Consider the following 21,061-nt stretch of genomic DNA (forward strand, 5'->3'; position numbering starts at 1 on the left):
CATGAGCGCGCTCGATCAGACCTGATTCGCCCCGCCGTCGACGAACACCTCCGAGCCCGTCATGAAGCTGCTCTGGTCGGAGGCCAGGAACACCACGGCGTTGGCCACTTCCTCGGGACGGCCGACGCGGCTCATCGGAACGGCCGCGGCCTGGGCGTCGAGGATCTGCTGCTCCTGGCCGGCGGGTGCCAGCTCTTTGAGTCCAGGGGTTTCGATGGGCCCGGGGATGACGGTGTTGACGCGGATCCCGCGGTCGACGAGTTCGGCGGCCCAGGTGCGGCCCAAGGAGCGAATGGCAGCCTTCGAGGCGGCGTAGGCGCCGAACGCCGGGGTGCCGCGGGTGGCGGCGGTCGATCCGGCCAGGATCACCGACGCGCCCCGGTTCAGCAGCGGCAGCATGGTCTGAACGGTGAACGTGGTGCCCCCGACATTGCGGGTGAGGGTGTCCGCCAGATGCGCCGGCGTCTCATCTTCCAGCGTGGCGAACTCGCCGCCGCCGGCATTGGCGAAGATGATGTCGAGTCCGTGACCGCCGGCGCGGATCTCCCCGGCGAGATGGTCGAGATCGGCTTGACTGGTGATATCACTGCGGACGCCGATGACATTGCGCCCGATCTCGGCTGCCGCTTTGTCGACACCTTCCTGGCTTCGGCCGGTCAGATAGACGTGCGCGCCCTCTTCGGCCAAGCGCTGAGCTGCCGCCAGTCCGATACCCGAGGTGCCGCCTGTCACCAGTGCCGTCTTGCCCGTCAACTGCGCCATGACGTTCTCCTTGATGTCGTGTCCGGAGGTGAGTCCTCCCGACCTGTCCGACATAAGTAGGTGACATGTCACGATTATTCCCCGGGGCCGGAGAAGGCCGTCGTGGTCAGGGCATCGACTGACCCCAGTCGATGTGGCCCTCGAGGTCGTGTGCGCGCGCCAACTGCCGATAGCGATCCCTGAAGTGAACGTATGCCTCGGCATCACCCTGCGCTTGCGCCACCAGGGCCCGCAACCGTTGTAACCAGATCTCGCGCCCCACCAGGCCCTCGTCGGCGGGGGCGGCCGCGAGCAACTCGATTGCGCGTTGAGCTTCGATCAGGTCACTGTCGGTGCCGCGGCTCAGCAATGTCTCCACCAGAACGCCCGTCGCCATGATGCCCCACGACAGCAGCTGCCCGGCCCGGTTCAGGTGGTCGACGGCGGCGCGCATCGGGGGAAGCGTCCGGTCGCGATCTCCCCGGCGCGCTGCCTCGCGCAAGATGAACGCGTCGAGCATCGCGATGTCGCAGAGAAAATGCCCTCCGCGCACGAACACGTCACGGACCTCCGTCAGCAGCTGGTGTCCGCGATCACGCTCGGCATCGGTGTCGCGGTGCACCAACGCAAGACCCAACGTCAACCAGGCGACACCCAACTGGAGGTCGTCGCCGGACCTTTCAGCGATCGCCAGGGCTTCCTCGATCTCGCGCACCGCGGCATCGTCGGGCCGCAGCGCACCGGCCGGTACTCCCGCGGTGTAGATATAGCTGACCACGGTGACATAGGACAAGGAGTCCGCCTCCCGCGCCATGGCCAGACCCTGCTGCAGGTCGTCTCGCCAGCCTGGACGGCCCAGGGTGTAACGCGCAATGGCCCGCTGTGCGAAGGCCAGGGCCAGGGGAGAGCCGAACAGGAAATTGCCCATACGGGGGTCGCCGTCGGCCAGGTCGATGACTCGTTGCGCCAAGCGCAGCATCTCGGACCACTCCCCACTTGCGGCCTTGGCGCGGATCGGCGTGAAGGACAGCCCCACCGTCAGGGCCGGATCGCCGATGGACTCGATGAGGGCGATGGCTTCGGACGCCAGCCCCGACGCCTCACGCACCCGGTCCTGGAAGGTGTGATCCACCACCAGGCCCGCCATCGCGATGGCCAGTGATGCCTTGTCGCCCGCGGCGCTGCACAGGTTCCGCAGTTCGTCGAAGCGGTCTCCGACGTTGTTCACATGCACGCGCCAGGCGATCCCGCACAACATCGTGCGTGGAGCGATGCACATGGCTGCCCGGTCGGGGTCGACGGTGGGCAAGCCATCCGCCAGCTTGGTGGCGCTTTCCCAACTCGACCGTGCTGCCGCGATGTCGCGGTAGGTCGCCCACGCCGCCGCCCGCATGTGCCAACCGTAGGCATCACGCAGGTCGCCGGCCGCTTCGAGATGTTCTGCGATCAGCGCCGCGTTCTGGTCGGCCGATTCCGGTTCGCGCGTCTCGATCGCACCGGCCAGCCGGCGGTGCATCCGGGCGCGGTCGGATCTCAACTGGGATTCGTAGGCCACGGTCCGGATGAGCGGGTGGCGGAAAACGAACTCGGCATCGGGGATGAAACGGACCTGATCGATCAGCGCGGCCCGTAAAAGCGCGTCTAGGGCAGGAGTATTGCCGACCGCGGCCAGTAACTCCTGCGTGAACCGCGACCCGATGACCGCCGCGGCGTTGAGCGTCTTCTTGGCGTCAGGATCGAGGCGGTCGATGCGCGCGGCGATAGTCGCTTGCAGAGTAGCCGGAACGGTGATCTCGGCCAGGTCCGTGGTGCACCGAAAACCGCCTTGGTCGCCCTGAAGCACACTGCGCTCGGCGAGCTCGCGGACCATCTCGTGGGCGAAAAACGGATTCCCGCTGGATCTTTCGGCAACAAGTGACTTGACGCCGGCAACCGACGGGTCGAGGGCCAGCAGGTTGTCGAGCAGTTCCGCGGTTTCCGCATCGCTCAGGGGCGCCAGCGAAATGGTTTGTGCGTTGGGCATTCGTGCCAAAACACCGTGATAGTCGGGACGGTAGGTGATCAGTGCAAGCGCCGGGGTCTGGGGTACGACGGTCAGGAATTCGGCCAGCATCGACTCGCTGACCTCATCGACCCAGTGTGCGTCCTCGATCCGGTAGAGGACCGGTTGGACACGCGACAGCGACACGGAGTTGATCAGCGCGCTCAACCGGCGACGGCGCGCATCGGGGCGGATCGCAGGAGGCGGCCTGTCTGGCTCGCCGATACCCATCAGGTCATAGAGCAGCAGCACATCGTCGTCGGCGGCCCCGGAGAAGACTGCACGCACCTGTGCGCGCGCTGCCTCCTCGTCGAGATCTGTTATCCCGACGGCGTCGCGCAACAACCCCGCCGCCACGAGAAAAGGGACATCACTGGTGTGCGACTCGCAGAAGACCGTGAACACTTCAACACCACGATGACGGGCCAGCGCGACCGCTTCATCGACGAGCCGGGTCTTCCCGATACCCGGCGGGCCGGCAACGGAGACCACGGTCCCCCGCCCGCTCATCGCCCGATCCAGCAGGCTTGTGAGCGTTGCGACTTCGTACTCGCGACCCACCAAGGCCGCGTGCGGGCGAGCACTTCTGGCAGGTCCGTCGGACAGGCCGATGAGACGGTGCGCTCGCACCGGGACGTCGCTGCCCTTGACCCGCACCTCCTCGGCATCGGCCAGGACGGTGGCGTGGGCGACGAGCCGGGCAGTGGCGTCACTGAGCATCACCGCACCCGGCGGCGCCACTGATTCCATTCTCTGCGCCATCCCGACCTGTTCGCCAACCGCGGTGTAACCGAGAGGTCCGGAACCGATCTCACCGGCGATCACCTGGCCCGAGTTCAGTCCCACCCGCAATTGCAGCTCAACCCCGTCGCGCTCGCGGACCTCGACTGCAAGGCGCTTGATGTCCTCTTGAATACCCAAGGCGGTCAGGCAGGCTCGCAAAGCGTGGTCCTCCCGGGCCACGGGCGCGCCGAAGACCGCCATGATCCCGTCGCCGGTGAACTTGTCCACCGTGCCCCCGTAGCGGTGCACCAGCTTGGTGCAGCGGTTGACCAGATCGGCCATGATCTCGCGAAGCCGCTCCGCGCCAACGGCCGCGGCGATGCCCATGGACTGCACGACGTCGGCAAACAGCACAGTGACCTGCTTGTATTCCGCCTGTGCGTCGGGCTCGGCGAACGGCGATCCACACGTGTGACAAAACCGTGCATTCTCGAGGCGCTCCGTACCGCACGTCCAGCACGCAGCTACGGCAGCCATCCGCCCTCCGTCTTCCCGGCCCCGAAATTAGGGGGGGTCCTCAAAGAATAAGCCGGGTCTGTGATGAGCGTTGGTGCTCGCCACGAACGACGCCGAACAACGGCGCAAGGAGCCGTGTTCAATTCAAAATTCCGTACGGACGGGCTCAGATATTTGCAAAGCAGAACAACCGGTAGGACGCCTCGCCATTCTCCAGTCGCCGGTAGATCAACGAGCCTGGCCCGCCCGCGTAGTCGCTGGCGATTCCGCGGACCAGGGCGATGTTCGGCAGGCGGCGAGTGATCTGGGTGAGAAGCCGATTGTTCTCCAAGCCGCGCATCACCTCGTCATTGATGACGGTTTCCGACACCATACGCATCTGTATGCCGGCAATATCCTTCTCCCACTGGGCCATTGTGTCTGCGTAGCGGATATCGGCGTACAGGAAATGGCCTCCCGGCCTCAGGACGCGCCTCACCTCTGCGAAAAAGCGCGGGACGTTCTGATAATTGATTGCGGCCTCGACATTGATCACCACGTCGAAGGATTTGTCGGGGAACGGGAGGCGCTCGGCGTTGCCCTGGACGAACGTCAAACCGGGCAGCTTGTGCCTTCTTCGGCAGAAGTCTATTGCGACTGTGTTCAGATCCAACGCCGTGTAGGAGGCCGGGTGCAGCGTCCGCATCAGGTACGCGGCACCCCCACCATGGCCGCAGCTGACCTCGAGTACTTCTCTGTCGTCGATATCGACCTGGGTAGCGGTGCGGTGGTAGAGCTGAATGGGAAACCGGTCGGGCTCATCGGCCGCCGTCAGCGGCAGGGCCATCGGTGGAGCCTCTTCGTACCCGTAGTTGAGGAAGAGGACGTCGTCTCTGGCGAGGAGACGGCTGAGCAACCGGTACCCGTACTTGAATCGTGAGTCAAGCGCCTTCAGCAAGACCGGGTTGCGGTTCAGTCGGGCAATGAGGCCTTCTGTGGGCGTACGTTGGAGCGCCACCGGCGCAGTATGGCATGAGTATCGGTTGGAATAGCGGGATTTCGGCACGTTGGCCACCCCGGCAGGCCAGGGAGCCCTTTAACCCGATGCCACCCACACCATCGAAGGTCCTGTGACTGAACACATTCCAGCACACTGATGTCACGTGTCGCCGCTCAGCAAGACACCGCCGGACGGCACATCGTTGCGTACGCGAACAACTGGACGAAACCGGTCCCCCAGCCTGGGCAGTTTTCGATAATCTGACGCCCATGGCGATGGGTTCCCTTCCGGCCCTGCTGCGCGAGCGTGCCAGCCTGCAGCCTCACCAAAAGGCGTTCACGTTCGTGGACTACGAACAGGACCGAGCGGGCACGGCCGAATCCCTGACGTGGTCGCAGCTGTACCTGCGCGTGCTCAACCTCGCACACGAGCTCCGACAGCATGGATCACCGGGTGACCGGGCGGTGATTTCGGCGCCGCAAGGACTGGACTACATCACGGCGTTTCTCGGTGCACTGCATGCCGGATACGTCGCCGTTCCGTTGGGAAACGTCCATGACGATCGGACCGATTCAGTGCTGTCTGACGCGTCGCCCTCGGTCGTGCTCACGACATCCGCTGTCGCCGGCGAACTCACCGAGCATGTCGAGTCGACGTCACGTGCATCTGTTCCTGTGGTTGTCGAAGTCGACCAGCTGGACCTGGACTCGAAGCGGCGAGTGGTGCCGCGGCCGCCCGGCGCGACGGACGCCACCTATGTGCAATACACCTCCGGATCAACCCGCACTCCTGCGGGTGTCATGGTCTCGTACCAGAACACCGTGGCCAATTTCGCGCACATCAATGCCGCCTTCTTCGGTGACCACGGCGGCGTCGCTCCGCCGGACACCACGTTGGTGTCCTGGCTACCGTTCTTCCACGACATGGGTTTACATCTCGGAATCATCTGCCCGGTTCTGTCGGGGTTGCCGACTGTGCTGATGAGCCCCGTGTCGTTTCTGCAGAAACCGGCGAGGTGGATGCAGTTGCTGGCCGGTAACAGCCGCGCACTCTCGGCAGCGCCCAACTTCGCGCTGGAACTGGCAGCACGCAAGACAACAGACCAAGACATGGCCGGGCTCGATCTGGGGAACGTACTCAGCATCTTCAACGGCGGTGAGCGCGTGCAGCCGGCTACGTTGCAGCGCTTCTCAGAGCGGTTCGCGCGTTTCAATCTCCAGGAAAGTGTGCTTCGGCCATCGTATGGAATGGCCGAAGCAACACTGTATATCGCGACCCGCGAAGCGGGTGCTCCTCCGAAAGTCGTCCACTTCGACTCTCGAGAACTGACCGCCGGCCGAGCGAAGCGGTGGACAGGTGCAGGCGGCACACCCTTGGTGAGTTACGGCGTGCCACAGTCACCGACAGTGCGCATCGTGGATCCCGAAACCGCAACTGAGTGCACGCAGGGGTCGACCGGTGAAATCTGGGTGCACGGAGGCAATGTCGCCGTCGGCTACTGGAAGAAACCGCGAGAGACGGAGCAGACGTTCGCCGCCAGACTCGTGTCTGCGGTAGCGGGCACCCCCGAGGGGCCGTGGCTGAGGACCGGCGATCTGGGTTTCATCTCCGAAGGCGAGCTGTTCATCGTCGGCCGCATGAAAGATCTCCTGGTCATATACGGGCGCAATCACTCACCCGACGACCTGGAGGCAACAATGCACAGTGTCGCGCCCGGGCGGTGTGCCGCGATCTCGGTTCCGGACGGCGAGACCGAACGGCTGGTGGCGATCCTCGAACTCAAGAATCGCGCAGAGTCCGGACACCAGGGAACAACCGGCTACGACACCGTGAAACGAGACGTCACGTCTGCCATCTCGCGCATTCATGGGCTCAGCCTCACCGATCTTGTTGTCGTGGAGCCCGGTTCGATCCCCACCACGACAAGCGGAAAAGTCAGAAGAGCGGCCTGTGTCGAGCTGTACCGCCGAAACCAATTCGTGCGCTTGGACGCGTCTTAGAAGGTGGTCGGTGCTCGGGAAGAACCTTCTGAACCCAGTGAACCTGCTGGGCACCGAGCTGGCACGTTCGTCGGAAGCCGGCCGTTATCTTGTGGACCGCAACGCTTTCCGGTTTCTGTGTGAGACCCATCTCGAGCTGCCGGCGAAGCCTCCGGCGGATGGCCGCACGCTCGTCCTCTTCGCGCACTATGATCCCCAGGGCGTCGTCGATCCCTACGTCACCTATTACCTGAAGGCGCTCCACGACCTGGGCGCCACCATTGTCTTCGTCTCGGGATCGCCCACGCTCGTACCGAGCTCGGTCGCTCCCATCCTGCCTCTTTGTGCCGGCATCTACACTCGGCGCACCCTTTCCCTGGACTTCGGCTCGTGGCACCTCGCATGGTGTCTACTGAGGCAACGCGGTTGGTCGCTTGCGCAGTTCGACCGCTTCGTGATGGCCAACGACAGCGTGTACGGTCCGCTGTTCCCCATCGAGGAGATGTGGAGTTCATTCCGGGATGCCGATATGTACGGAGCCATCGAGAACACCCAGATGGTTCCCCATCTGCAATCGTTTCTGCTGGCCTGGGATCTCAACTCGCGTACCCGCCCCTTCCTCGACGAGTTCTGGAATGACTTTCACTACGTCGTGCACAAGGGGACTCTCATCTGGCGGTACGAGGTCGGTATATCCGAACGAGCCCGTAAAGCGGGGCTCAGGGTCAAACCGTTCGTTTCCGCGGACACCATTCGGACGATCTACCGGAGTTCGTCGGCGCAGAGATGGGGTAGTGAGCGCTTCGCGAGGAACAACGGCACCCTCTACCAGTGGGACGGCCTCATCACCGATCTTCGCTTCCCTTTCCTCAAGACGGTGCTGGCGCGCCGCGACAAGCGCTGGCGGGTATCCATGGCGCACCTGCGTCACGTCGTCGAGCACACCCCTTATCCGTACGGGCTCATCCAATCGAACCTGGACAGGCTCGGCTGCGGGTGAGCTCAGGTCGCCCGCTTCCTGCCACCGGCGTTCTCCAGGAGATCGGCTGCCGTGGAGACACTCTCGGTGGGCTTGGTCATCCGCGTGGCGATCTCGCGAGCTCGGGTGGCGTACTGCGGTTGGAGCACGTGCCGCAGGTTCGCGACGAGCGATTTCCGGGTTGTCGTCGACAGGCGCTGGGCGCGTCCGACCTTCAATCGGGTGACCTGAGCCGCCCATAACGGTTGATCTGCAACGTCCCACAAGACCGCCATGGGGATCCCGGCACGCAGTGCCGCGGCCGTGGTGCCTGCACCGCCGTGATGGACAGCCGCTCGACACATCGGGAAGACAGCTGAATAGTTGATCATCCCAACGGGTTTGACGTGTTCGAAGTGTTCGGTACCGCCGGCGCCGCAGTAGACCAGCGCCCGGACATCCACTTCGGTACAGGCGGCCGCGATCATTGCGATGGTGTCCGCGGGAGACCGGATGGGTGTACTACCGAAGCCGAAGTAGACAGGTGATGGTCCAGCACGAATCCACGACTCCACTTCACTGTCGGATTCGCTTGGTAGCTGCAAGGTCAGCGCGCCCACGAAAGGGCGTCGGCCATTCCATTCGGTCGCGAGGCCGGGAAAGCAGGCTTCGTCATAGGCCTGGATCTCGAGCGATCCGCGGTCGGCCATTCGTTTCGAGGCAGGCGCTGTTGCCGCCGGCAAGCGCAGCTCACGGCGTTGTGCGTCATCGACATCTTTGGTCATCTGCCAGTACAGCCACCAAGCCGTCCTCAGAGAGAAGCGGACGAGGGGAGCCGGCGACGGTAACGACGGAAACGCGAGTCGACCATTGACGGAGATCGGTATGTGGTGGATGGACACCAACGGAATACCATGGTATTCAGCCACATTCGAGACAACTCCGTGGTAGGTCTGGCCGGTGACCAGCAGGTCCGCACCCTCGGCCAGCGATACCAGCGTTTTGCTCATCTGCGCCCAGCCCTCGATGAAGAGTTCTCGCCCGGCGCGAGCGAAACTGACTGGGTTCTGCGGTGTGAAGGCGTGATGAACAAAATCCGCGAGCGCGTTCACCTGTTCCTCCGAAACCGGCCCGTATCCGACGGCAGCAAGTCCCACCGACTCCACGAACTCGACCAAGTCAGGCGGAACCGCCATGTGCACCTCGTGCCCTCGACGGAGCAGTTCCAGACCGACTGTGGCGCAGGGTTCGACATCGCCACGAGTTCCGTGCGCGGCCAACACGACCCTCACCAGAGGACCCGCTCGTGGGTCGTAGCCATCAATGTGTTTCGTCCAGTACTTGGATCAACGTGCCGGCGCGTCGCCCATCGGTGACCCTCTTGAAAACGGCCTTGAGCGCAACCAGGTACCGGGTGACCGAATCCCTGGCAGTCGGGTTGTCCGGCAGGTTCACCCATATCGACAGTTCGTCGAAGAGACGAATGATGGAGATGTAGAGGTGGGCGGGATCCCTGGGATCGCAGAAGATCCTGACATTCGCGTCTTTCATGTGTGAGGCGACGGTCGCGGAGAAGGGAGGAAGCCCGGTATCCATGTAGTTCACCATGGTGCAATTCGGCCCCCATGGCCTCAGCCAGGGCGCCAACGTCAGTACCTCGTTGAACGACACATCGGCAAGGTCCAGGTTCGCATCGAAGGAGGCTTGCGCTGCCCGGGCAGTAGCGTCGAACGACGCCGGATCGACCGGCACCACAAGGGGAATCACGCCGGTGAACCAGCCCATCGTCGAGAACTCTGCCAACGACCGTCGCTTGTCCGTCGGCGTGAGACCGTAGTAGGTCGCAGCACCGGTGAACTGGTGCTGTGCGAGAGCGACGCAGGCGAACAGGCCGCCGCTGAAGCGGGCACCCGCCCGGATGCACCGCGCTTCGAATTCGGCTGTCTGATCCTGATCCATCAAGCGGTCAACCATGACATCGCCACCGGTGGGCACGGACAGATCACCCAGAGGCAGGGGAAAATCCGGCAGTGTTCCGCCGTTGTCCTCGGCGAACTCGATCCACCTCCGAATTTCCGGGGAATCCACGGTCAGGCCCGATACGCGTTGTTTCTCGCGTATGCAGAAGTCGTCATGACTGGCTGGAGGCGGCGATTGGACGAGTGCACCACCTCGGACGAGCGCCCGGTAGTTCATCGCGATCTCGGTGTACAACCCGGAGATGATCGTCGGGTCGCAATGCACATGATCGACGATCGAGAAGAATGTGAAGTGGCTCGGGTACTGAATGATGCCGAACCGGAAACAATCCCACTGCACTGGATCAGGTGTCGACAGCACAAAGCGTTGCCACTCCTCGGGGGCCATCGCATCGTGGGCGATCGGCAGGAACTCGATGTCGATGGGATCGCGGATGGTATGCCGAACGACGTCCGCGGAACCCCGGTATTCGAACCAACTGTGATACGTCTTGTGCCGCCGCAGGTGCGAGTTGATGCAGTAGCTCATCGCGCGCAGGTCGCACCGGCCGGGTTCGTCACCGGCACCGATCACCAAGCGCGCATAGTCGAGTCCGCGGCTGGCGTAGCGCGAGAAGCCCCGCAGGTGTCCCTCTTGCATCGCGCTGAGTGGCACCTCGCTCACGGGAGCCATCCGGGCTTTGGCCAGGGATGCCGGAGATGGTTGCCACGACACGATCCTGCCGGGATCCGGCACCCAGTCGTGCACCGTTCCCACGAAGAGCCCGCCCGCTGACCCTGCACCTACGTGCACCGTTCCCCCTCAGTCCGATACCTGTGACCCAGCGGGTACTCGGAGCCTTTCGCAGAGCAGCCCGGCCACACCCGCAATGGTGGTGACGTCGTTGGTGGTCAGCCGTATCCCCGTCTCGGCTTCGACGCGCGTGCGAAGCTCCAAGTTGCCCATGGAGTCGATGCCGTATTCGGACAGAGGGTGATCCGGGTCGATGGTGCGACGCAGAATCTGGCTGACGGCATCGGAAACCAGGCGGCGGAGTCGCGCGGGCCATTCTTCTGCCGGAAGTGCACACAGCTCGTCGAGGAGCCCGTGTGTCTGGCCGGTGGTGTGCCGCTTGAACCGGAACGTTTCTGCGAACCGGCTCCGCTCGGCGTAAGCGGCGAACCAGGGCGTCCCGCTCATCGTGGCGTACCCGGAGTACGCCCGGTCATGGCGCAGCAGGGCCTCGAACGCATTGGCGCCCTCGTCGGCGGTGAAGGCGGTGTCCCGCCAATGCGCGATCGCTGTGCCGTCGCCGTCCTGTCCGAGCAACACGTCCTCGCCGGTCCCGGCTCGGAGCTCGGCGGCGCGGCCGACTTCGTTCCACAATCCCCACCCGATCCCCGTGGCCGGAAGGCCTTGGCCCCGACGCCACCGTGTGAACGCGTCCAGCCAGCTGTTGGCCGCGGCATACGCTCCTTGCCCGGGCGAGCCGACGAGAGCCACCGCCGAGGAGAACACGCAGAACCAGTCCAGCGGCACAGTGGCGGTCGAAAGATGCAAGTTCCATGCGCCGTCGACTTTTGGATGCCAGTTGCGGTCGATGAGCTCGTCGGTGACGGTGGGCAGCATCGCGTTCTCGAACACCGCGGCGGCATGCAGCACCCCGCGCAACGGGAGCCCGGTGGCGGTCGCCGCCGCCACCAATCGTGCGGCGGTGCCGGCCTCGGCGATGTCACCGCACTCCACCTCGATGTCGGTGCCCATCGCCCGGATCAGTTCGATCGTTTCCCGCGCCTTGAGATTCGGGTGCGCGCGGGAATTGAGCACGATGCGTCCACAACCGGCTGCGGCCATCCTCTCGGCCAGAAACAGTCCGATGCCGCCCAACCCGCCGGTGATGACGTAGGAACCGTCCGCTCGAAAGGCGCGGACTCGCTCGGGCGGCACCACCACGGTGGATCTCCCGGCTTGCGGCACGTCGAGCACGTGTCGGACCGTAGACGCATCAGCGCTTTTCGCGTCGATGGCGGCAGCTGCGTCGCCCAACCGGTGATGAGTGACCTCCGGCAGCGGCAGTTCACCGGTGGCGACCAGGCGGTAAACCGTACTCAGGAGGTCACCAATCCGCGCCGGGTGACTCTTTGACAGCATCGTGAGATCGACGCGATGAAAGGTGAGATTGTGTTGGGAGGGGGAGTATTCCAGCCGAGGGTTGTCATGGACGTCGCTTCGGCCGATCTCCACGAATCGTCCCCCGGCGGACAGCACTCCCAGGCCCGCGCGCTGCGCCTCACCGGTCAGCGAGTTGAGCACGATGTCAACGCCGCTTCCGTCGGTGTCACGGCGAATCTGCTCGGCGAATCCGGCGCTGCTCGAGTCATACACATGCTCGATACCCATGTCCTGCAACAGACGTCGCCGCTGTTCACTGCTGGCTGTGGTGAAGACAACCGCCCCCGCGGAGCGGGCGATGGCGATCGCGGCCTGCCCCACACTTCCGGTGCCGGAGTGAATCAGCACGCGATCACCTGCGGTGATCCGTGCCTGATGGTGGAGGCTGTACCACGCCAGGGCATACGGAGTGGTCACGGCCGCCGCCTGATCGTCAGGAAGGCCCGGCGGTAGTGTCGCTGCCAGACGGGCGTCACACGTGAGGAACGTGGCCCAGCAACCATTCCTGGAGAAGCCGCCCACGTGGTCGCCGGCCTGATGGGTGGTCACGCCGGGGCCCACCGCAGTCACCACGCCGGCGAAATCCATCCCGAGCACCGGTACGTCGCCGGGGTGTCCACCGCGGGCGTAGCGCACATCGTCGTAGTTGACCGCCGTTGCGGTGACAGCCACCTCTATCTCGCCGCACCCCGGTGAAACACGGTCGACTGCAACCAGTTCCAGTGTGCGGAGGTCACCGGGTGTGCGGATCTGGCAGCGCATGCCGGTGTCCGGATGGGCGAGCACGGCTGTCCGTCGCTCCTCGGGGCGCAGCGGCGCCGGAGTGAGGCGCGCCGTGTACCATCTGCCGTCGCGCCAGGCCGTTTCGTCCTCGCTGGAATTCCCCAGCAGTTGTTGTGCCAACTGCTGGACCTCGGTGCCCTGGTCCATGTCGATCAGGGTCACGCGCAGGTGAGGATATTCAGTGCCGACCGTTCGCACCAGCCCGCGTAACCCGCCCTGGGCGAGGTTCGTCACATCGCCCGGCAACACGGTCTGGGCGTTCCGTGTGATGACGTAGAGCCGCGGTGGATCATCCATTCCGGCGATCTCGCGGATCATGCGGGCCAGGTGCTGGACATGCCCTCGGCCGAGCACCGCGGAATCGTCGGCAGCGGAGTCGGTTCCGGCGCCGGTGAGTATGACCACCCCATGGACCGTCTCGGCACCCAGATGCGAGGTGAGCAACCCGGCCTTGGTTCGGTGGTCGGAGTGCTGAGGCCACGTCATCGAGGTGCAGCCAGCCGAGTCGGCGTTCAACGCATCAGCGAGCGGTGTTGCCAGAGCGTCGATGTCCACGCTGGTGCTCACCAGCAGCCAGGTACCGGTGGCCTCGTGGTCGGCCTCCGGCAGAGCGCGCTGCTCCCAGTCGATGGTCAGCAGTCGGTCGTTGAGTACACGATCGCGGATGGCGCTCTCGGAAGCGGAGCTGCCCACTCGAAGTCCGCCGACGGTCAGCAGCACTGTCCCATGCTCGTCGAGCAGATCGAGATCGGCTTCCAAACCGGCTCCGTCGGTACGGGTCACCCGCGTGAAGCAGTAGCGGGCAGTGCGGGCAGAAGCGAAGCTGCGGAATCGGCGTACAGAGACCGGCAGCAACAGACCGGCGCAGCCGACCGCCTGAGCGTGCGGGTGTGCCGCCACCGATTGGAAACAGGCATCCAACAACGCCGGATGAACACCGTACGCGCCGTGTTGAGAGCGGATGGGGCCTGGCAGCCGGATCTCGGCCAACATCGTGTCGACCGTCTCGTCGGTGGTGCGCACCGCGGTCAGCCCGGCGAAAGCCGGGCCGTAATTCAACCCGTGCTGTTCGAACTGTTCCCGCATCTCGGCGCCGTCCAGTCGGCATGAATGGGACAGGACAAGGGCGTTGATGTCGTAGGCCGCCGGCTGCTCCGAATCCTCGGCCTTCTGAAGCACCGCCGTCGCTCGCCGAGTTCGCTTGTTCTCGGCGAAGGTCTCCACCACCAGGTCGGCACAGCCCGGCGAGGCCACTGTGGCAATGGCGGATATCGGTGTCTCGGCATCCAGGAAAAGCATTGTCTCGAAGTGGATGTCGCGGACCTCGACGTCGCTGACCAGGACCGTGCGAGCTGCGGCCGACGCCATCTCGCAGTAAGCCGCTGCCGGAAGAACAGCCACATTGTGTATCCGGTGATCGGCGAGCCACGGTTGTTCGGCGGTACCCACCTCGCTCTGCCAGACGTGGCGCTCCGGCTGTTCGTGCAGTCGCACGCGCGTCCCCATCAGCGGACGCGTCGAGCCGCTGCGCGCCCCTGCCCCTTCACCTCTGGCAAGCAGGAGGGTCCGGTGATCCCATTCGGGCAGCGGTGCATCCACCAGCTGACCGCCCGGATGGATCGCCGAGAAGTCGACCGCCGCACCGGCGCAATGGAGGTCTGCGAGGAAGTCGCGCAGCCCATGCGGCAGCTTCTGTTCGCGGCGACTGGCAGCGAGTACGGCTACGGGGATGCCCAGGCCGGTGGCCGTCTGCTGGACGGCATGGGTGAGCAGGGGATGCGGGCCCAACTCCGCGAAGACTCGGTGGCCGTCTTCCAGGGCCGCCTGGACAGCCGCGGCGAAACGCACCATGTGACGCAGATTGTCCGACCAATACCAGGCATCACACACAGGCTGCTCGCGGGCGTCGAACGCCGTCGCGGAGTAGAAGGGTATCTCCGGTGCCCGTGGGGTGAGCTCTACCAACGCCTCGGACAGCTGGTCGAGGATGGGATCGACTTGTGGTGAGTGCGAGGCGACATCGACGGCGATCTCTCGGGCCGACACCTCCCGTTGCTCCCACGCAGTGACGAGTTCCCGCACGGTTTGGGTGGCGCCGCCGACCACCGTGAACTGCGGCGAGGCCACCACGGCGAGCGCCACGTCGTTGATCCCGCGGGCCATCAGCTCCAGAAGTACTTGCTCGGCGGGCATTTCCACCGAGGCCATCGCTCCGGCGCCGGCGATGGTGGACAACAGTCGCGACCGGCGGCAGATCACGCGTACCCCGTCTTCCATCGACAGCGCTCCCGCCACCACTGCGGCTGCGGCCTCACCCATCGAGTGGCCGATCACGGCAGCTGGCCGCACACCGTGAGCACTCATGGTTGCTGCCAGGGCGACCTGCACGGTGAACAGGGCGGGCTGTATCCGATCGATTCCGGCCACGGATTCGGGCCCCGAAATCGCCTCGGTCACAGAGAATCCGGACTCGTCCGCGATGAGTGGCTCCAACTCGGCGACTGTTGCGGCGAACACCGGCTCTGCCGCGAGCAATTCGGCGCCCATCGCAGCCCACTGCGAACCCTGGCCGGAGAACAGCCATACCGGACCCCGATCGTCCTGCCCGACCGCACGTTGACAAGGAATATCGCCGTCGGCGACCTTGCTCAGTGTCTTGGTCAGTTCCTCGAGGCTGTCGGCCATGACCGCCGTGCGCACTGGCCGATGGGCACGCCGGCGCGCGAGGGTATACGCCAGGTCCGGTGCCGCCAGGCCCGGCTCGTGTGCTGCTACCCAGTCGGCGAGCCGTGCCGCAGTCTTGCGCAGCCCGTCAGCGGACGTGGCTGAGAGCGGGAAGAGCAGGGGGCGGACGACGGCGGACGTGGTGGAGACACCTGGTGTGGACGCTTCGGGAGCTTGCTCCACGATTGCGTGGACATTGGTTCCCGAGAATCCGTAGGACGACACCGCCGCCCGCCGAGGGCCGCGGTCGTTGCTGTCGGGCCATAGGGTGTTCGTCTGTGGCACGAAGAGGTTGGTCTCTATCCGGGCCATCTCATCGGGTAGCCGGGTGAAATGCAGGTTACGCGGGATCACGCCATGTTGTACTGCGAGAACCGCTTTCATCAGTCCCAATGCTCCGGCAGCTGACTGGGTGTGCCCGAAGTTGGTCTTCACCGACGCGAGCGCGCAGGGTCCGGCGAGGCCGTATACCTCTGCGAGACTGGCATATTCGATGGGGTCACCCACCGGAGTGCCAGGTCCGTGTGCCTCCACCATGCCCACGGTCCGGGCGTCCACACCTGCTGCGGCCAACGCCGCGCGGTAGACCTCGACTTGAGCGGTGTGGGACGGCGTAGCGACATTCACCGTGCGGCCGTCCTGGTTGGCGGCCGTGCCCCGCAGGACGGCCACGATCCGGTCGCCGTCTGCCAACGCATCCGGCAGCCGTTTGAGCAGTAGTACGGCGCAACCCTCGCCGACCACGAATCCATCGGCGGCGACGTCGAATGCGTGGCAGCGTCCGGTGGCGGACAGCATTCCGATGGCAGAACCCGAACAGGCTTTGCGGGGTTCCAGGGAAACTGACGCACCGCCCGCAAGAGCGACATCGCTTTCGTTGTCGTTCAGGCTTCGACAGGCCATGTGGACCGCCATCAAGCCGGAGGAGCATGCCGTGTCGACCGTCAGCGCTGGACCGCGCAGTCCCATCGCGTGGGCGATTCGCCCCGAGCCCATGGCAAAGCTGTTGCCCAGGTACCCGTACGGTCCCTCCAGCGCGTTGGCCTCGGCATGCAGGAATTGGTAGTCCCCGTGCATCAATCCCATGAACACGCCGGTCCGGGACATGGCCAACGTGTTTGGACTCAGGCCACCGTGCTCCATCGCCTCCCATGAGGTCTCGAGGAGCAAGCGGTGTTGCGGATCCATCGCAGTCGCTTCGCCGTCGGTGATCCCGAAAAAGTCGGCGTCGAAACCGGCGACGTCATCGAGGAACGCGCCCCACTTGCACACCGACCGGCCGAACGCTCCTGGCTGCGGATCGTAATACTCCTCGACGTCCCACCGGGCGGGGGGAATTTCGGTGACCAGGTCTTCACCACGTATCAACGCTTCCCAGAATTGTTCTGGTGAGCTGATGCCACCGGGCAACCGACAGGCCATACCGATGATTGCAATGGGAGAGAAAAGTGAATTCATATCACCCGCCGAAGTTCCTTCGCATTTCCGCGGCCGCACTCCGTCAGGCATCCCCCCAGCGACACCGGTCCCTCCTTGCGGCAAGGGTGCGTGGCCCGTGAGCTGCAGATAGCCCGGGGCAGCAACAAATGAGAAGTGTCGATTCTTCTCGAGAAGCAGTAAGTGGGTGAGTAACCGGAATTTCCCGCTGGCCGGCCGCCCCGCTGCGGCTGCGACCCGTTTAGGCACGCGTCAGTGGTTAGAGATGTTAACCGATCACCAATGAATACAGGCGATAACCGGGAGGCATCTTTCGGAACGGCATGGCCTATTTGAAAGTTGCAATAAATTGCGGTGGGACGCGCGAAAGTATGTGGAGCCCCCGGTCAGGATTGAACTGACGACCTTCGCTTTACAAGAGCGGTGCTCTACCACTGAGCTACGGAGGCGGGTCGAACGGGGCACAGCTTATCCGGTAACCCTCCGACGACGAAACTCGTCGAGAGTCACCCGCCGACAGGCTTTCTGCCGATCTCCGGAGTGACTGTCGACCTGCAGGGCTAGTTGTCCTCGTGCTCGATGACGCGTTGCGACGTCACATTCCGTGACGGCGGGCGACGATCGAACCTGCGTGGCAGCGGAATGCGGTCGGCGATGTTCGACAGCGGGTTCACCACTGAACTCAAGGTGATGACGGCCTCGCGCAGCGTCTCGATGGTGGGGGCCAGCGCCTCGAGGCCCGGCGCCAGCCGGTTCAGGGTGTCGGCGACGTCGGCGAGTTGCTCGAGTGGACCGTTGCGGGCGGTCAATTTCTCCACCAGTCCGCCTTCGGCGAGCAATCGGTCGGCCAGGCCGTCTTCGGCGAGGATGCGCTCGATCAAGCCGTCTTCGTCGAGCAGTTGATCCACCAGGCCGCCCGGGGCCAGCGCGCGTTCCAGGCCGCCACCCTCGGCGGTCAGCTTGTCCAGCAACCCGTCCTCGGAGGTCACCCGGTCCAGCACCCCGCCCGGGGCGGTCAGCCGATCCACCAGGCCGCCGGGCCGCAACAGTCGGTCGATCGGGCCGTCGGGCGCCAGCGCCCGGCCCAGCGGAGCGTCATCGTCGATCAGCGCGGCGATGCGGTTGGCCCGGGCGACGGTGTCGTTGAGTCCGAAGATGTTGGTCACCGACGGGGTGCCCGCACCTTCGATCCCGGCCTCGGCCAGCGACCTCTTGGCCAGGCCCAGCGCTCCGTTGGCGATGTCGAGGCCGGCTTCGGTGGCGGCAAGGCCGATCCGAACGGGCGCTGTCGCCAGTGCCAGAAGGTTCATGCGGGCCAGTGTATGGCTGCGGTTTTGCGCGTACCGTCGGTATTGTCGAGAACAGACTCACAGCAACCGCACAGCATTCTCCCCGGTTGTGTACAAGCAATTGGGAGGAAATTGGATGCTTATGGGAGCGCCGGCATCAGCAGTCACCAAACCCGAGGCCAGGGTGCTGGTCGTCGACGATGAAACGAACATCGTCGAACTACTGTCCGTCAGCCTGAAATTCCAGGGCTTCGAGGTGTACACCGCGGTCAGCGGCCCCGCGGCGCTCGACCGGGCGCGCGAGGTCAAGCCCGATGCGGTGATCCTCGACGTGATGATGCCGGGAATGGACGGCTTCGGTGTGTTGCGCCGGCTCCGCGCCGACGGTATCGATGCGCCCGCACTGTTCTTGACGGCGCGCGACAGTCTGCAGGACAAGATCGCGGGTCTGACTTTGGGCGCCGACGACTACGTGACCAAGCCGTTCAGCCTCGAAGAGGTGGTGGCCCGGTTGCGCGTCATCCTGCGCCGCACCGGCAAGACCACCGAGGAGCCCCGCAATTCGCGGCTCACCTTCGCCGACATCGAACTCGATGAGGACACCCACGAAGTGTGGAAGGCCGGGGAGCCGGTGTCACTGTCACCCACCGAGTTCACCTTGCTGCGCTACTTCGTGATCAACGCGGGCACCGTGCTGTCCAAGCCGAAGATCCTCGATCACGTGTGGCGGTATGACTTCGGCGGTGACGTCAACGTGGTCGAGTCCTACGTGTCCTATCTGCGTCGCAAGATCGACACCGGCGACAAGAGGCTGCTGCACACCCTGCGAGGTGTCGGTTATGTCCTCAGGGAGCCGCGGTAGCGGCGGACAATAGCTTTATGTCCGAGTACCTACGACGAGGTGTGCCGCTGAGGGTGGCACTGGTGGCGGCGACGCTGGTGCTGGTTGCGTGCGGTTTGCTGGCCTCGGGCATCGCGGTGACCACCATCATGAGCCACAGCTTGGAAAGCCGCGTCGACGAGACCCTGATCGACGCGTCTCAGAGCTGGGCGCAGGAACCGCGGCCCATGTCCGCGCCCCCGAATGAGGGTCCCAACCCGGGCCGGCCGCCGTCCAACTTCTATGTGCGCGGGGTCAGCAGCGACGGCCGGGTGTGGATGGCGATCAACGATCGCGAGGCCGAACCCGCACTACCCGAGCACAACGATGTCGGCCCCATCCCCACCACCGTCGGCTCGACCGACGGATCACATGTGCAATGGCGTGCGGTGTCGGTGCGCGGCTCACACGGCGAGCTGACCACAGTGGCGATGGATCTCTCCGACGTCCAGTCCACGGTGCGGTCGCTGGTCTACACCCAACTCGGCATCGGCGCCGCCGTGCTCTCGGTACTCGGCATCGTCAGTTTCGCCGTGGTCCGCCGCAGCCTGCGTCCCCTGGTCGAGGTCGAGCAGACGGCCGCTGCGATCGCCGGCGGTGAGCTGGAACGTCGCGTGCCGCAACGTGATCCGCGCACCGAGGTGGGTAGGTTGTCACTTGCGCTGAATGGCATGCTGGCACAGATCCAGCGTGCGGTGGCGGCGTCGGAGGATTCCGCCGAGCAGGCGCGCCGCTCCGAGGAACGAATGCGGCGGTTCATCACCGACGCCAGCCACGAACTGCGCACCCCCCTGACCACCATCCGCGGCTTCGCCGAGCTCTATCGCCAGGGCGCGGCCCGCGACGTCGAGATGCTGATGTCGCGGATCGAGAGTGAATCCAGCCGGATGGGCCTGCTGGTCGAGGATCTGCTGCTGCTGGCCCGGCTGGATGCGCAGCGTCCGCTCGACCAGCACCGTGTTGATCTCCTGGCCCTGGCCACCGACGCAGTGCACGACGCGCAGTCGGTGGCACCGCGGCGCCGCGTGACGATGGAGGTGTTCGACGGCCCCGGCACCCCGGAGGTGATCGGCGACGAGGCCCGGTTGCGCCAGGTGCTCGGCAATTTGGTGGCCAATGCCATCCAGCACACCCCCGAAACCGCCGGTATCACTGTTCGGGTTGGCACCGAAGGCGACAGCGCCATCCTCGAGGTCGCCGACGAGGGCCCCGGCATCAGTGAGGACGACGCGCAGCGGGTGTTCGAGCGGTTCTACCGCACCGACTCTTCTCGTGACAGGGCCAGCGGCGGAACCGGTTTGGGGCTGTCCATCGTCGACTCGCTGGTCTATGCCCACGGTGGCACCGTGAGAGTCACCACGGCCCCCGGCAAGGGGTGCCGGTTCGAAGTGCGGTTACCGCGCTTCGAAGACGCGGCCGTCAAGGCCACCGGCGCCGAACCCGCGCCGGTCAGCTGACTACAGCTCGGCCAGCGCGGCGGTGATCTTGGCCTGGGCCTCGTCGAGCGATTCCGGTGACGGGTTGGGGTCGGCGCCCGAGATGTCGAAATCACCCAGCGTGTAGGCCGGGAAGACGTGTACGTGCAGATGCGGCACTTCCAGGCCGGCGATCAGCAGCCCGGCGCGGGGTGCGCCGAACGCCTTCACGACTGCCTGTCCGATGCGCTGTGACAGCGCGGTGAGGCGACCCCAGACCTCCGGGTCGACGTCTTGCCATTGATCGATCTCGGCCCGCGGCACCACCAGGGTGTGGCCCTGGGTCACCGGCGCGATGGTCAGGAAGGCGACGAACTCGTCGTCTTCGTAGACGAACCGCCCCGGGATCTCCCGGTTGATGATCTTGGTGAAGATGGTTGCCATGGGCTTCAGCTTAGGTGGGAG

The 21,061-nt window shown here is 65.0% G+C and carries 12 protein-coding genes, 1 tRNA gene and 1 pseudogene; 4 read left to right on the top strand and 10 right to left on the bottom strand.

Annotation, left to right across the window (positions count from 1 at the left end):
* Nucleotides 1–15: 15 nt before the first annotated feature.
* The 3 genes from AC3A6P_RS23485 to AC3A6P_RS23495 all read right to left on the bottom strand — a co-directional run bounded on the left by AC3A6P_RS23485 (nt 16) and on the right by AC3A6P_RS23495 (nt 5,018).
* Nucleotides 16–762 carry an SDR family oxidoreductase gene (locus AC3A6P_RS23485; RefSeq protein ID WP_487694253.1) on the bottom strand — a complete coding sequence of 249 codons (747 nt, stop codon included), beginning with the start codon at nt 760–762 and terminating at the stop codon, nt 16–18.
* A 106-nt stretch (nt 763–868) separates the two neighbouring features.
* Entirely contained in the window at nt 869–4,042 is a 3,174-nt protein-coding gene (locus AC3A6P_RS23490; RefSeq protein WP_487694254.1) for an adenylate/guanylate cyclase domain-containing protein, read from the bottom strand.
* A gap of 145 nt (nt 4,043–4,187) precedes the next feature.
* Entirely contained in the window at nt 4,188–5,018 is an 831-nt protein-coding gene (locus tag AC3A6P_RS23495; RefSeq protein ID WP_487694256.1) for a phthiotriol/phenolphthiotriol dimycocerosates methyltransferase, read from the bottom strand.
* A 251-nt stretch (nt 5,019–5,269) separates the two neighbouring features.
* Between AC3A6P_RS23495 and AC3A6P_RS23500 the strand changes: the two genes are divergently transcribed.
* Together AC3A6P_RS23500 and AC3A6P_RS23505 are read left to right on the top strand one after the other, a co-directional pair.
* A complete protein-coding gene (locus AC3A6P_RS23500; protein ID WP_487694257.1) occupies nt 5,270–7,000 on the top strand; it encodes an AMP-binding protein in 1,731 nt (576 codons plus the stop codon).
* 10 nt (nt 7,001–7,010) lie between these two features.
* Nucleotides 7,011–7,979 carry a rhamnan synthesis F family protein gene (locus AC3A6P_RS23505; RefSeq protein ID WP_487694259.1) on the top strand — a complete coding sequence of 323 codons (969 nt, stop codon included), beginning with the start codon at nt 7,011–7,013 and terminating at the stop codon, nt 7,977–7,979.
* A 2-nt stretch (nt 7,980–7,981) separates the two neighbouring features.
* On the opposite strand, the gene AC3A6P_RS23510 is transcribed toward AC3A6P_RS23505, so the two are convergent.
* The 6 genes and pseudogenes from AC3A6P_RS23510 to AC3A6P_RS23535 form a co-directional block, all read right to left on the bottom strand.
* Nucleotides 7,982–9,229, bottom strand: a complete 1,248-nt coding sequence (locus AC3A6P_RS23510) for a glycosyltransferase (protein ID WP_487694261.1) — start codon at nt 9,227–9,229, stop codon at nt 7,982–7,984.
* 28 nt (nt 9,230–9,257) lie between these two features.
* The gene (locus tag AC3A6P_RS23515) at nt 9,258–10,709 is read right to left on the bottom strand and encodes an acyltransferase (RefSeq protein ID WP_487694262.1); all 1,452 of its coding nucleotides are present in this window, start codon (nt 10,707–10,709) and stop codon (nt 9,258–9,260) included.
* 9 nt (nt 10,710–10,718) lie between these two features.
* The gene (gene pks2, locus AC3A6P_RS23520) at nt 10,719–17,033 is read right to left on the bottom strand and encodes a sulfolipid-1 biosynthesis phthioceranic/hydroxyphthioceranic acid synthase (RefSeq protein ID WP_487694263.1); all 6,315 of its coding nucleotides are present in this window, start codon (nt 17,031–17,033) and stop codon (nt 10,719–10,721) included.
* Between the two features lie 353 nt (nt 17,034–17,386).
* Nucleotides 17,387–17,461 (bottom strand) — tRNA-Thr (locus AC3A6P_RS23525).
* Nucleotides 17,418–17,477, bottom strand: a pseudogene (locus AC3A6P_RS23530) (hypothetical protein); the annotation flags it as partial. The pseudogene AC3A6P_RS23530 and the gene AC3A6P_RS23525, both read right to left, overlap by 44 nt.
* A 95-nt stretch (nt 17,478–17,572) precedes the next feature.
* Complete coding sequence (locus tag AC3A6P_RS23535; protein ID WP_487694264.1) at nt 17,573–18,322, bottom strand: hypothetical protein; 750 nt, start codon at nt 18,320–18,322, stop codon at nt 17,573–17,575.
* A 115-nt stretch (nt 18,323–18,437) separates the two neighbouring features.
* On the opposite strand from AC3A6P_RS23535, the gene AC3A6P_RS23540 reads away from it, so the two are divergent.
* Together AC3A6P_RS23540 and AC3A6P_RS23545 are read left to right on the top strand one after the other, a co-directional pair.
* A complete protein-coding gene (locus AC3A6P_RS23540) occupies nt 18,438–19,163 on the top strand; it encodes a response regulator transcription factor (protein ID WP_487694265.1) in 726 nt (241 codons plus the stop codon).
* Between the two features lie 17 nt (nt 19,164–19,180).
* A complete protein-coding gene (locus tag AC3A6P_RS23545; RefSeq protein WP_487694266.1) occupies nt 19,181–20,638 on the top strand; it encodes a sensor histidine kinase in 1,458 nt (485 codons plus the stop codon).
* Here AC3A6P_RS23545 and AC3A6P_RS23550 read toward each other — a convergent pair whose 3' ends face one another.
* Nucleotides 20,639–21,040, bottom strand: coding sequence for an HIT family protein (locus AC3A6P_RS23550; protein ID WP_487694268.1), 402 nt, complete (start codon nt 21,038–21,040; stop codon nt 20,639–20,641). It abuts the gene before it with no gap.
* Between the last annotated feature and the right edge of the window lie 21 nt (nt 21,041–21,061).

The organism is Mycobacterium sp. Soil_C_30, from assembly GCF_057656995.1.